Below are 13,140 nucleotides of genomic sequence, written 5' to 3'. Positions count from 1 at the left end.
TTCCGCACCCCCACCGACAGACTCGCCCCACCGGAATCAGCCCGGCAGAATCGGTATCGCTTTCACACCCGTCAGCCCGGGAACCTCGCGCCAGTACCGATCCCCCGCCGGATCGTTGTTGTTCAACTGGAAGACGGCGCGCGAATCGGCGACGAACTCCGTCGTCGTCGAGGCGTCCACGGCCACCACCGGGGCCGTGAGGTTACGGCTCGGCAGGGCGTCCATCCGTGAGCCGTCGACCGCGATCTGCACCACCGGAATATCCGAGGCCGCACGCGCGACGACGATCGTGTCACTCGTGCTCCAGTCGAGCGACAGAGCCGGACTTCCGAGGCCGATCGCCACCGCGCGCGGGTTGGTGAGGGCGTACCCGCCACCGGGCTTCTGCGCCACGATGGCCAAATACACCTTGCCGTCCACGATGAGCGCCGCACGCACTCCGTCGCGAGAGAGCCGAAGCTCGGTGATGGTAGACCCCAGTGCAGTGACAGCACCCACATCCACGTTCTCGACCGAGGTCCGCCCTGTTCCGGGCTCGCGCAGCACCCGGATCACGGCATTGCCGTTGACCGCCGCCCAGATGGCCGAGTTGTCGGGCGCCCACGTCGGACGGGTTATCGCGCCCCCCTCGAGCACGGACGCCGCCCCGTCCTCATAGGCGCCGACCATCAGGGCACTCGCCGGCTCGGGCGGTGGACGTCCGGTGTCCGCGACGGCGGCCACGAGTTTGCCGTCCTGCGACAGCGCGAGGGAACGCATGCTCCGCGCCGAACCGAAGTATCCCGGCACCGGGGTCACCCCGGTCTCGGTGACACTCACCATCGACCCGTCGCGGAGGGCATGCAGACCCACCGTGGCACTCGAGGTCGCGAACGGATTCATCGACGCGACGTCGGCGGTGGTCCAGCCGTTGGGGAAACGATCGTCGAAGGGCTCACCGTCCGCGAGCAGCACGTAGGGACCGGAGATTTCCGCGTTCGCGAGGGTCCAGATCACCTGCGCCGCAAACAATCCCTTCGCTTGCTGATCCATCGGCCGTACACCGGAGAAATCGATCCGGATGCCTCCGAGCCCCACACCCACCTGAGCGGTGCGCCCGTCCGCCTTCGTGATCGGTCCCCGGATCGACACACCCTCGCCGAGCTCGTTACGCACGGCCGGGGCGAGTGCCGACTTCGGCCCGTCGATCAGCAGACCCATCAATTGGGCCGCCATCTGGTCCTGCGCGCCCGACACCCAGCGTGGATCCGGCACCACCGTCGTCCCGGCAGGGTCGAGGAAGTACAGCGATTTGCGTTGATAGGTGTTGAGGAACTGGGCCCGGTCGAGAATCACTCCGGACGGCAGCTCCGAGATCCGCCACTCCCCGCCCTGCATCTCCAGACTGATCTTCGTCTCGAAACTTCCCTCTTCTGCGACGTACAGTCCGCCCGGTTCCAGTTGCCCCACCTTGTTGGCACGGATGGTGTAGGTCGCGCGATCGGTAGACCGGGCCTCGGGCAGAACGTCGACCTTGTCGACGATGGTGGCGCTCGCCGCATCGTCCCACCTGCCGGACACCCCGGGGGTGAGGAACTGCCGTGCAGCAAGGTGGCGGCTCGACGGATCGGTGCTGGCCTTGAAGAAGTCGCGCAGGAGCAGGTCCGGTTCCCGGCCCGGTGCGGGTGCGGCCACACTCGATCCCGGCGAATCGCGGTTGATCGTGCCGATTGCCTGGGGTGTCGACGAATCAGGCAGGCTGGCGCATCCACCGACCGTGACGAGCACGGCTCCGACCACAGCAGCCCAGATCGACCGGATCACGGGCGTCGACGACGAGCGCATCATCCGTCCCGCTCCGTTGTATGCGACCCTTCACGATCGCCGACGTGGGCACTCTCGCGCTCGCGTGGCCCGGGGGGCCCGGAATGTTCAGGCAACTCGCGTTTCTGCGGCACGGTCCGGGATTCGTCGACGGCGGTTTCGGGGCTGTCGTTACGCAGCGGCATCGACGTGTCCCCCGGGAAAGGCTGTCCCTGAACGTATTTGCCGGTGCCGGGTTTGAGCGGCAGCGGACTCGAGACCACCTTCCGGCCCCGCACCCTCGGCAACGTCAACCGGAAGCAAGCCCCCTGACCGGGCTCACCCCACGCCTCGAGCCGGCCGTCGTGCAGGTTCGCGTCCTCGACACTGATGGCCAGTCCGAGTCCGGTGCCGCCGGAGCGGCGCACTCGCGAGGGGTCCGACCGCCAGAACCGATTGAACACAAGCTTCTCCTCGCCCGGCCGCAACCCGACACCTTGGTCACGCACGATGAACGCTGCGGCACTGTCGTCGGCACGCAGACGCAGGAGCACCGGTTTGCCCTCCCCGTGGTCGATGGCATTGGCGAGGAGGTTGCGCAGTATGCGTTCGACGCGGCGCGGATCCACCTCCGCCATGACAGCCTGGTCCGGCAGGTCGACGATCAATTCCGTCCCGCTCTCGCGCGCGAGGTGCCGCACCGTGGACACGGCGGCTCGCGCGCACATCCGCAGGTCGAGTTGCTCGGCCGCCAGCTCGGCGACACCGGCGTCGTGGCGGCTGATCTCGAGCAGATCGACCAACAGGCCCTCGAACCGGTCCAGTTCGGCGACCAGTAGCTCGGAGGAGCGCCGGAGCACGGGGTCGAGTTCGTCACTGCCGTCGTGGATGAGATCGGCCGCCATCCGCACGGTGGTGAGCGGCGTGCGCAGCTCGTGGCTGATGTCCGAGGTGAAGCGCTTCTGCAGGTTGCCGAACTCCTCCAGCTGGGTGATCTGCTTGGACAGACTTTCTGCCATCTCGTTGAACGACATCGCCAGCCGGGCCATGTCGTCCTCACCGCGCACGGGCATGCGCTCCTTCAGACGGCCGTCGGCGAACCGCACCGCGATCCGGGAGGCGGACCGAATCGGGAGGACCACCTGCCGGGCCACGAGGAGCGCGATGGCCGCCAGGAGCACGGCAAGCACCGCGCCGCCGACGAGCAGAGTCCCGCGTACCAGCGACAGGCTGCGGTCCTCGCTCGCCAACGGGAAGATGAGGTAAAGCTCGAGTGTCGAGATGGCCGAGGCCGTCGGGCTCCCGACGATCAGCGCGGGACCGGAGTATCCCTCGGGGTCGTTCACGGTGGCGAACTGGTAGCTCACCTGACCGGCCTGCACGAACGCCCGCAGCGACTCCGGTATCTGATCGGCAGGACCACTCGAGGTCGGCGCGCGCGACTCGTCACCGGGCACGATCAGCACCGGGTCGAAGGTGCCTGCCGATCCGGAATCCTGACCGGCGTCCGGCTCCCTGTTCGTGAGGGCAGCGCGGGCGCCGTCGAGCTGTGTGGTGGGCGAACTGGTGTCTTCGGCCCCGGCCAGCTGCCCTTCGACCGTGCTCCGAGCGCGGTCCATCTCCTCGGTCGCGGCGTTGATCTTCGTCTCGAGCAGCCGATCGGTGATCTGGCTGGTGAGCACGACTCCGAGGACGACGATGACGATGAGCGACAACGTCAGCGTCGACACGACCACCCTCAACTGCAGCGAGCGACGCCACGTGTGCGCGAGGGTATTACTCAGTGAGTGACCCCACCGAAGGATCGGCGATACGCGTCGGTTGACACGACGCCGCCATCGGGAAACACCTGTCACGGCGGTCCGGCCTTGTAGCCGACCCCCCTGACCGTCAAAACCACTTCGGGATTCTCGGGATCAGTCTCGACTTTGGCGCGCAGACGCTGAACGTGCACGTTGACCAGTCGGGTATCGGCTGCATGACGGTAACCCCACACCTGCTCGAGCAGAACCTCACGGGTGAACACCTGCCGCGGCTTGCGGGCCAGCGCAACCAGGAGGTCGAATTCGAGGGGTGTGAGGGAAATCAGTTCTTCGCCCCGGCTCACCTTGTGAGCGGGAACATCGATGACGATGTCGGCGATGCTGAGCAGTTCGGCGGGTTCGTCCTCGGTCCGGCGAAGCCGCGCGCGAACTCTCGCCACCAGCTCCTTCGGCTTGAACGGCTTCATGATGTAGTCGTCCGCGCCGGATTCCAATCCCAGAACCACGTCGACGGTGTCCGTCTTCGCCGTCAGCATCACGATCGGCACACCGGAGTCGGCGCGGAGCACCCGACACACGTCGATACCGTTCATCCCGGGCAGCATCAAGTCGAGTAGCACCAGGTCCGGGCGAGTCTCCCGGACTGCGGTGAGCGCCTGGGTCCCGTCCCCCACCACGTACGGGTCGAAACCTTCGCCGCGGAGAACGATCGTGAGCATCTCCGCGAGCGCAGTGTCGTCGTCGACAACCAGAATCCTTGGCTTCATGTCCCTATCGTTGCATCTTCGGAGCCCGTAACAGCCCGTTCGCCGTTACGGCGTGCCGTGTTCTTTCTCGCCACGGCGTCCCGTGCCGTCATTCAAGAGTGCCAGGTTTTCGGCGAGCGTGAGTGGATCGGTGTCCGGGGACAGCACCCACCACGGCGACATCCAGTCGGCCGCGGCCAGTTGTCGGTACACCTCACCGGTGCGTTCCTGCAGCCCGCGGTCGCGCTCGTAGGCATCGAGCGCCCGGCTCGCGTCTTCCGACTCACGTCCGCGCGCACGTTGTTCGGCCAGAGCCACGGGCACATCGAGGTACAGCTGGAGGTCGGGCCGGGGCAGTGCCAGGCGACCGAATTCGAGCTCCCGTACCCAGTCCACGAATTCGCCGTCTGCGCCCTGATGCAACCGAGCGGCCCCGTAGGCGGCGTTGGACGCCACGTAGCGATCGAGGAGGACGATGTCGCAGCCGGCGAGCAGTTCGGACATCTCCGCGATCGCGCCGGACCGGTCGAGGGCGAACATCACCGCCATCGCGTGCACCGATCCGCTGAGATCGCCGTGTGCCCCCTTCAGCGCCTCCGATGCCAGATCGGCATGGACGGAGCGACCGTATCGAGGGAAGTCGAGGGTGCCGACCCGGAGCCCCGCCTCGTCAAGTCGCTTTTGGACGGCCGTGACCAGTGTCCGCTTGCCTGCGCCGTCGAGGCCTTCGAGCGCTACGAGCGTTCCGACAGAAGTGGTTCCCACGGGGAAGAAGGCTATCCCCCGGCCCGCACGCAGCGGACCGGGGGACGCCATCATCTCTAGTAGCGGTAGTGCTCTGGCTTGTACGGTCCCTCGACGTCGACGCCGATGTACTCCGCCTGCTCCTTGGTGAGCTTGGTGAGCGTGCCACCGAGTGCCTCGACGTGGATCTTCGCGACCTTCTCGTCCAGGTGCTTGGGCAGCCGGTACACCTCGTTGTCGTACTCGTCCGGCTTGGTCCACAACTCGATCTGAGCGATGACCTGGTTGGAGAAGCTGTTGCTCATCACGAACGACGGGTGGCCGGTGGCGTTGCCGAGGTTCAGGAGTCGTCCTTCGGACAGCACGATGATCGAGTGACCGTCCCCGAAGCGGAACTCGTCCACCTGGGGCTTGATGTTGATACGGGTCACCTCGCCGGATCGCTCGAGACCGGCCATGTCGATCTCGTTGTCGAAGTGACCGATGTTGCCCAGGATGGCCTGGTGCTTCATCTGCTTCATGTGCTCGAAGGTGATGATGTCCTTGTTGCCGGTGGACGTGATGACGATGTCCGCCCAGCCGATGGCCTGCTCGACCGTCTTCACCTCGAAGCCGTCCATGAGCGCCTGCAGCGCGTTGATCGGGTCGACCTCGGTCACTGCGACGCGCGCACCCTGTCCGCGGAGCGCCTCGGCGCAGCCCTTGCCGACATCGCCGTAGCCACAGACCAGCGCGGCCTTGCCACCGATCAGGACGTCGGTACCGCGGTTGATGCCGTCGAGCAGCGAGTGGCGGGTGCCGTACTTGTTGTCGAACTTGCTCTTGGTGACCGAGTCGTTGACGTTGATCGCCGGGAAGGTGAGCTCACCGGCAGCCGCGACTTGGTACAGGCGCAGAACTCCGGTAGTGGTCTCCTCGGTGACACCCTGCACGGATTCGGCGATCTTCGACCACTTGCCCTTGTCGGCCTCGAGGGAGCGGCGCAGCAGGTTGAGGAAGACCTTGTACTCGTCGGAATCCTGGTCGTCGTCGGTGGGGGGCACGACGCCGGCCTTCTCGAACTGCGCACCCTTGAGGACGAGCATCGTGGCGTCGCCGCCGTCGTCGAGGATCATGTTCGCCGGCTTGTCGGCGTCCGGCCAGGTGAGCATCTGCTCGGCGGCCCACCAGTACTCCTCGAGTGTTTCGCCCTTCCACGCGAAGACCGGGGTTCCCTTCGGCTCCTCCGGCGTCCCGTGCGGACCGACCACGATGGCGGCAGCGGCGTGATCCTGGGTGGAGAAGATGTTGCACGATGCCCAGCGGACATCGGCGCCCAGCGCGGTGAGCGTCTCGATGAGAACTGCGGTCTGAATCGTCATGTGCAGCGATCCGGAGATGCGTGCGCCCTTCAGTGGGAGCACCTCCGCGTACTCGCGGCGAAGCGCCATCAGTCCCGGCATCTCGTGCTCGGCGAGCCGGATCTCCTTGCGGCCGAACTCCGCGAGCGAAAGGTCCGCCACCTTGAAATCGATCCCGTTACGGCTCTCGGCCACGGGCGTGGTTGAAACTGAGGTCGTCATCTGCCTCTCCTGGTTGGCTGCTGTTTCGATCAAGGCTATCGGTACGGCCGCCGAAGGGTGACACTCAGACGACCGTCCGCGGACTCAGCCTTCCAACCGATCGGCCCCGTCGACTGCCCTGTCCACGAAAGGTCCGAGAAGAGCACCGAGATCCTCGGCAACGTTGGCCTCCGACTCGGGGGGCATCGAGATGTAACTCATAGCCAGCCGCACGATGGCGCGACTCAGAATTCCCGCGTCCACCACACTCGCTCGCACCCAGCTACGGTGGAAAACTTCTGCCAGCCGGGTCGATGCACGCTCGATGATGGGTGCACTCTCGGTCGTGATCAACCGCAGCAGGTCCGGTTTGGTCTCACCGCGTAGCAGCGACTGCACCAGCGGATCGGAGAGACTCGCGGCGAAGAACGCGGTGAAGCCCGACAGCAGTGCGGCTCGCCCCTGCCCGACGTGGGCGACCAGCGCCTCGTCGACCGCATCGACCAATTCGTCCGCCAACCGAAGGGCGTATGCCTCCGCAAGCCCCTGACGGGACTTGAATTCGTTGTACAGGGTCTGCCTGCTTACCCCGGCACCGGCCGCGACGTCCGACATCGTGATGTCGGACCAGTCCTTCTCGAACAACAGATCGCGCATGGCGTCGAGCACCGACTGACGCAGCAGCAGCCGCGTGGCCTCCTGGTAGGTCACTCTGACACGCGACGAAGTCATGCTCACGACATTAGTGCCCGGCACCGCACGCCGGTGCGTCCGGTACGTGGCCACGCCGGGCACTGTCATCCGGAAGTCAGCTCCGCTCGATCTCGACCATGAAGAAGTCCGCTTTCGCAGCGCCGCAATCCGGGCAACTCCAGTCTTCCGGTATGTCGTCCCAACGAGTTCCGGGTTCGATGCCGTCTTCCGGCCACCCCAGCGCCTCGTCGTATTCGAACCCGCATTGCACACACTGGTAGAGCTTGTACTCGGTCATGTCGTGCCTCCTGTTGTGGTCGCCGCCTTCTCGAAGTCGAGCTTCTCCCGCACCCCGCAGTCGGGGCAGCACCAGTCCTCGGGGATCGAATCCCACTGCGTGCCAGCGGGGAATCCTTCCCGGGGTGCGCCGGTCGCCTCGTCGTAGACGTACTCACAGACCGGACAGCGGTACGCGCTCATGCCCGGGCCCCGTACTTCGCGAGAACCTCGGCGCGCTTCGCGGGGTGGATGTTGACGCGGGTGACGTCCCCGTCGTAGTGAGCGAGGACCCGGGGATCCATCACCTTGCGCCACAGCGGCGGGAAGTAGGCGAGCGTAATCATGCTCGCGTAACCGCTGGGCAGATTGGGGGCGCCGTCCATGCTTCGCAGCGTCTGGTAACGCCGGGTCGGGTTGGCGTGGTGATCGCTGTGTCGCTGCAGGTGGTACAGGAAGATGTTGGTGCAGATGTGGTCGCTGTTCCAGCTGTGCTCGGGAGTGCAACGTTCGTAGCGACCACTGGCTGCCTTCTGCCTGCGCAGCCCATAGTGCTCGAGATAGTTGACCGTCTCGAGCAGGCAGAAGCCGAAGACGGCCTGGATCACCAGATACGGTGCGATGCCGAGGCCGAACGTTGCCAGCAGAGCGCCGAACAGCACCACCGACATCGCCCAGGCGTTGAGGACGTCGTTGTGAATCGTCCACGGTCCCTTGTCCAGGCGGTCCAGCCGGGCCTTCTCGAGTCGCCAGGACGACGTCAGGCTCCCCCACACGCTGCGCGGCAGGAACGCCCACAAGGTCTCGCCCATACGGGAACTCGCGGGATCCTCGGGCGTGGCTACCCGCACGTGGTGACCGCGGTTGTGCTCGATGTAGAAATGGCCGTAAAACGATTGCGCCAAGGTCACCTTCGACAGCCACCGTTCGAGCTCGTCCTTCTTGTGGCCAAGCTCGTGTGCGGTATTGATCCCGATTCCTGCCACACAGCCGATGCTGATCGCGAGGCCGATCTTCGAGAGCACCCCGAGGCCACCCTCGATACCCAGCCACCCGAGATCGGACGCGGACCATAGGTAGCAGGCCGTCACGAGACTGAGAATCTGGAAGGGAATGTAGGCGTAGGTGCAGTACCGGTAGTACCTGTCGTTCTCGAGCCGGTCCATCACCTCGTCGGGCGGGTTCTCGCCGTCCGGACCGAAGAACACGTCCAGAATCGGCAGCAGGACGTAGACCAGCAGTGGACCGATCCACCACCACACGGGCGCCACCGCGTCGAGACCGAGTCGACCCGAGGCCCACACGAGGCCGATCGCGAGAAACACCGCAGTGGGCGGTATCAGTCCCAGTAGCCATAAATAGCGCTTCTTGTCCCGCCACTGTTCGGTCGGTATCGCCGGTTCCGCTTGTGGACGTGTTGCCATGTCCGCTCCTTCGCTTTCACCTCATACGTGAGGCAGGTCACCAATGAGGTAGACAATATCTGGCTTTCCGTTCTTGATCTATACAAACCTACCATTTTGTAAACTTGATCGATCAAGAAGGTCGCGGCAAGACAAATCCGCCGGGAAAGCACCGTGGTGCTTTCCCGGCGGACCGGATACCCGAGGCGGGTTGCGGGTCAGATCACCTCACCGCGACTGCGCCTGCCCATCATGGAATGCCTGCGGCCGTACGCGAAGTAGATGATCACGCCGAGCAACATCCACACGACGAACCGGATCCATGTTTCGACGGAGAGGTTGAACATCAACCACAGGCAGGCCAGTACCGCGAGAATCGGCACCAGCGGCACCAGCGGGACGCGGAACCCACGGGGCAGATCGGGCCGGGTCCGGCGTAGCACGATGACGCCGACCGAGACCAGGACGAAAGCGAACAACGTGCCGATGTTCACCATCTCTTCGAGGGTGCCTATCGGAAAGAAGCCGGCGAGAACAGCTACCACGACACCGACGAGCACGGTGATGCGGACCGGCGTGCCGTGCTTGCCGGTCGGCGCGAGACGCCTCGGCATCAGGCCGTCACGCGACATGGCGAACAGCACCCGGGTCTGGCCCAGCATGAGCACCATTACTACCGTCGTCAGACCGGCCAGTGCACCGAACGAGATGAGATTCTTCGCCCACGTGATGCCGTGAATGTCGAAGGCGGTAGCCAGATTGGACGTGTCGCCGGCCAACTCCGTGTAGTCGACCATCCCGGTGAGAACCAGGGTGACTGCGACGTAGAGAACGGTGACGATCGCGAGTGAGCCCAGGATGCCGCGGGGCAGAGCCTTCTGCGGATCCTTGGTCTCCTCGGCGGTAGTGGCAACGATGTCGAAACCGATGAATGCGAAGAACACGAGACTGGCCGCGGCGAGGAGCCCGTACCAACCGAACGTGCTGCCACCGGCGCCCGTCACATAGGAGAACAGCGACTGGTGAATACCCTCACCGGTCTCGGCGGGCTCGGACGGCGGGATGTACGGCGAATAGTTGTCACTCTCGATATAGAACGCGCCCACCACTACCACCACGAGCACGACCGCCACCTTGATCGTCGTGATGACGAGCGACACGCGTGACGACAGCTTTGTACCAGTGACGAGCAGAACGGTGATGACCGCGACGATCAGCACCGCGCCCCAGTCGAATTTCCACGACCCGAACTGGGCGATCGGCGTGTGATTGCCGATCACCTCGCCGAGATAGAGGGACCACCCCTTGGCGACGACCGAGGCGGCGAGGGCGAACTCCAGGATGAGGTCCCAGCCGATGATCCAGGCGACGAACTCACCGAACGTCGCGTACGAGAAGGTGTATGCACTGCCTGCCACCGGAACGGTCGACGCGAACTCGGCATAGCACAGTGCCGCGAGACCACACGCGATTGCGGCGATCACGAACGCCGCCGACACTGCAGGTCCCGCGACGTTCCCGGCGGTCCGGGCGGTAAGGGTGAAGATGCCGGCACCGATGACGACGGCGACACCGAACACCGTGAGGTCCCACGCCGTGAGGTCTTTCCGGAGCTTGGTCTCGGGCTCGTCCGTGTCGCGGATCGACTGCTCGATCGACTTGGTCCGGAACAGTCCATTGGCGCGACCGCTCACCTCCGGTCCACTGCCTTTGTCCTGGATGGCCACATCAGCCTCCTCATTCGAAAGTTGCGGTTCAGCCTATGCTTCGGCGGCCCTGAACAGGTCGGGTTCGAGGTAGATGCGACGGCCGCCGGAACCGCTCGTCGCACCCGGACCTCGGTCCGCAAAGGCGGCTCACAGGCTACGCGATGGGTGCGCCGACTCTCGCATTGAACAGCTGGACTCGGTCCGATGTCGCGGTCACCGACACGTCGGGGTCCTCCGCGGCGATCCAGACTGCACTGCCCTGTTCCACATCGAGGCGCTCGCTACCGCACGCCACCTGAACCGAACCCGCGGTGCAGAGCAGAATCTGCGGACCTTCCGTCCGGAAGCGATGTTCGACAGCACCGTTCGACGACAGATCGATCCTCGTCAAACAGAATTCGGGAGCGGGCGAGACGTACATGGCCTCGGCGCTGCCGGGCAACTCCTCGGCCTCGAGGACAGGGATGTCGACGGAATCGAAGTCGAGCACCCGGAGGAGTTCGGGAACGTCGACGTGCTTGGGAGTGAGTCCACCGCGGAGAACGTTGTCGGAGTTCGCCATGATCTCCACGGCCATCCCGTGCAGGTACGCGTGGAGGTTCCCCGCGTCGAGATAGAGCGCCTGCCCAGGCTCGAGGGTGACCCTGTTCAGCAGGAGAGCGGCGAGGACGCCCGCATCACCGGGATACACCTCACTCAACTCGAGTGCGGTTCGGACCTCGGCAACGAAGTCACCGTCCTTGGCTCCTGACAGATACTCGACGCACCCGTCGAGCACACGCGGCATCAGCGCACTGAGGACGGGCTGGGGCAGAGTGATCCAGGTGGTGAACAGGGCACGCAACCCGTCCGAGTCGGGTTGCCCCGCAATGAGCCCGGCGTAGGGCTGGAGTTCGGGCACCGCGATCGCGTCTAGCAGCTCCACCGTCCGCTTCGGATCCCGGAAACCGGCCAGAGCGTCGAACCGGCTCAGCGCGACCACGAGCTCCGGTTTGTGACTGTCGTCCTTGTAGTTGCGAATCGAGGATCCGAGCGGGATGCCCAGCTCGTTCTCGCGCGCGAAACCTTCGCGGGCCTGTTCCGCACTCGGGTGCGCCTGGAGCGACAGCGGCTCCTCGGCGGCAAGCAGTTTGAGGAGGAACGGAAGGCGTTCGCCGAAGGTGTCGACGCTGCGGCGGCCGAGTTGGCGCTCCGGCTCGGTGCGCACCAGGTCCAGGAGCGACCGCTCCCCTTCGTCGGTGACGACGCGTGCGGGATCCGCCGGATGAGCACCGAGCCACAGTTCCGCCTCCGGATGTGCCGTCGGAACGGGCAGTCCGCGCAGCTCAGCGATAGCGGTGCGCGATCCCCATGCATAGGATCGGAGCGCACCTTCGAGTCGGTGCACTAGATACCGCCGATCAGCTGCAGGTATGCGGCAGTCATGTCGAGCCGCCCCACGAGGACCGCTGCCTGCTCGAGTTCCGACCGCTGCGACGGCGAAGGGCCCTCGTCGGAAGCTGCGACGACGATGTCGGCGTCCCCCAGCACCGCGGTCTTGCGTTCGGTCAGCATCAGCTCGGCCTCGGCCGAGAAGACAAAGGTGCGGACAGGACTGGCGGAGGGCGGGCCGTCGAGTTCCGGATCGTGGAAGATCGAATCGGGAACGGCCGCCGGCGCACGGAATGTGTTCGCCGCACTCAGGACGTCCGACAGTTCGGACGCGGTTGCCACCCGGCCCGCGTGCAGTAGCGCCTCGGCGCCGTGACGCGCCAGTTCCATCGCGCTTTCCGTGCCGCCGGTGAGTACGACTCGTCGTCCCTGCATCCGCGAGGCGAGAGACTTCGCCGGATTGTGGAAGACCGCGTTCGTCGGTCGATCGCGGAGGGCTTCGCTGTCGACGGCGTCGGCGAGCTGCTCGAGATCGGGCACCTCGTCGCCCCACCGCTCCGATCCCACCACGCGCAGGACCGCGAGGAGGACCGCGAAGTATCGCAGCAGACCATGACGGGTCAGAGCCCGAACCCTGGGCGCGAACATCAGCACGCGCCCCGCCGCGGCCGCCTGCAGAGGCCCCTCATCGGGTGCAGCCACCACTACCTCGGCGCCCCGGCGCACCGCCGCATCGATGGCCTGCACGAGTCGAGGATCACCGGCGTCGTCGCCGGCCACCACGACCACGTCGAGGGGTCCGACCCATACCGGCGTACTGGCGGCACGGACGAGCGGGAACCCGATCCGTTCGGCGAGGACCGCCGTGAGGATCGCCGCGCCACGGCTGGCCCGTCCCGAGCCGGTCACCACCACCACACTGCGCGGCCGAAGACCGTGCAGGCGTTCGAGAACCCCCTCCTCGACGGCGGCTCTGGTGGCCCGGATCTGGGCGCCGCCCATCGCCGCGGACCGAAGGACTCCCACGGTGTCCGCGGCAACCAGTGCGTCACCGTCGTCGAGATCCAACAGGGGCGTCGGCGCTGTCATGACACCGCACCCCCTTTCTCTTT

Annotated in this window: 12 protein-coding genes; all 12 read right to left on the bottom strand. The window is 65.6% G+C overall.

Annotation, left to right across the window (positions count from 1 at the left end):
• Window positions 1–36 precede the first annotated feature (36 nt).
• The 12 genes from lpqB to ACH49N_RS00120 all read right to left on the bottom strand — a co-directional run bounded on the left by lpqB (window position 37) and on the right by ACH49N_RS00120 (window position 13,117).
• Window positions 37–1,827 carry an MtrAB system accessory lipoprotein LpqB gene (gene lpqB, locus ACH49N_RS00175; RefSeq protein ID WP_358270697.1) on the bottom strand — a complete coding sequence of 597 codons (1,791 nt, stop codon included), beginning with the start codon at window positions 1,825–1,827 and terminating at the stop codon, window positions 37–39.
• Window positions 1,824–3,638: an MtrAB system histidine kinase MtrB gene (gene mtrB, locus ACH49N_RS00170; RefSeq protein ID WP_358270698.1), complete on the bottom strand. Its 1,815-nt coding sequence runs from the start codon at window positions 3,636–3,638 to the stop codon at window positions 1,824–1,826. Before mtrB ends, lpqB begins: the two co-directional genes overlap by 4 nt.
• Window positions 3,635–4,312, bottom strand: a complete 678-nt coding sequence (gene mtrA, locus ACH49N_RS00165) for an MtrAB system response regulator MtrA (protein WP_005240059.1) — start codon at window positions 4,310–4,312, stop codon at window positions 3,635–3,637. Before mtrA ends, mtrB begins: the two co-directional genes overlap by 4 nt.
• A gap of 45 nt (window positions 4,313–4,357) precedes the next feature.
• Window positions 4,358–5,056, bottom strand: coding sequence for a dTMP kinase (locus ACH49N_RS00160; RefSeq protein ID WP_250764874.1), 699 nt, complete (start codon window positions 5,054–5,056; stop codon window positions 4,358–4,360).
• A 56-nt stretch (window positions 5,057–5,112) separates the two neighbouring features.
• Window positions 5,113–6,597 carry an adenosylhomocysteinase gene (gene ahcY / locus ACH49N_RS00155; RefSeq protein WP_250764877.1) on the bottom strand — a complete coding sequence of 495 codons (1,485 nt, stop codon included), beginning with the start codon at window positions 6,595–6,597 and terminating at the stop codon, window positions 5,113–5,115.
• 84 nt (window positions 6,598–6,681) lie between these two features.
• On the bottom strand, window positions 6,682–7,308 hold the full coding sequence (locus tag ACH49N_RS00150) for a TetR/AcrR family transcriptional regulator (protein WP_109335204.1): 627 nt from the start codon (window positions 7,306–7,308) through the stop codon (window positions 6,682–6,684).
• A gap of 76 nt (window positions 7,309–7,384) precedes the next feature.
• Window positions 7,385–7,567, bottom strand: coding sequence for a rubredoxin (locus ACH49N_RS00145; protein WP_109331265.1), 183 nt, complete (start codon window positions 7,565–7,567; stop codon window positions 7,385–7,387).
• Window positions 7,564–7,749: a rubredoxin gene (locus ACH49N_RS00140; protein ID WP_159925871.1), complete on the bottom strand. Its 186-nt coding sequence runs from the start codon at window positions 7,747–7,749 to the stop codon at window positions 7,564–7,566. The genes ACH49N_RS00145 and ACH49N_RS00140 overlap by 4 nt, the downstream gene beginning before the upstream one ends.
• Window positions 7,746–8,969: an alkane 1-monooxygenase gene (locus tag ACH49N_RS00135; protein ID WP_358270701.1), complete on the bottom strand. Its 1,224-nt coding sequence runs from the start codon at window positions 8,967–8,969 to the stop codon at window positions 7,746–7,748. Before ACH49N_RS00135 ends, ACH49N_RS00140 begins: the two co-directional genes overlap by 4 nt.
• A 197-nt stretch (window positions 8,970–9,166) precedes the next feature.
• Window positions 9,167–10,675, bottom strand: a complete 1,509-nt coding sequence (locus ACH49N_RS00130; RefSeq protein ID WP_358270702.1) for an amino acid permease — start codon at window positions 10,673–10,675, stop codon at window positions 9,167–9,169.
• Window positions 10,676–10,811: 136 nt separating this feature from the next.
• Entirely contained in the window at window positions 10,812–12,044 is a 1,233-nt protein-coding gene (manA, locus tag ACH49N_RS00125) for a mannose-6-phosphate isomerase, class I (protein ID WP_317764662.1), read from the bottom strand.
• On the bottom strand, window positions 12,044–13,117 hold the full coding sequence (locus ACH49N_RS00120) for a tobH protein (protein ID WP_358270704.1): 1,074 nt from the start codon (window positions 13,115–13,117) through the stop codon (window positions 12,044–12,046). The genes manA and ACH49N_RS00120 overlap by 1 nt, the downstream gene beginning before the upstream one ends.
• Window positions 13,118–13,140 lie beyond the last annotated feature (23 nt).

Source organism: Rhodococcus sp. NPDC019647 (genome assembly GCF_044389235.1).
GTDB lineage: Bacteria > Actinomycetota > Actinomycetes > Mycobacteriales > Mycobacteriaceae > Rhodococcus_F > Rhodococcus_F oxybenzonivorans.
This window is presented reverse-complemented; position numbering and strand designations above follow the sequence as displayed.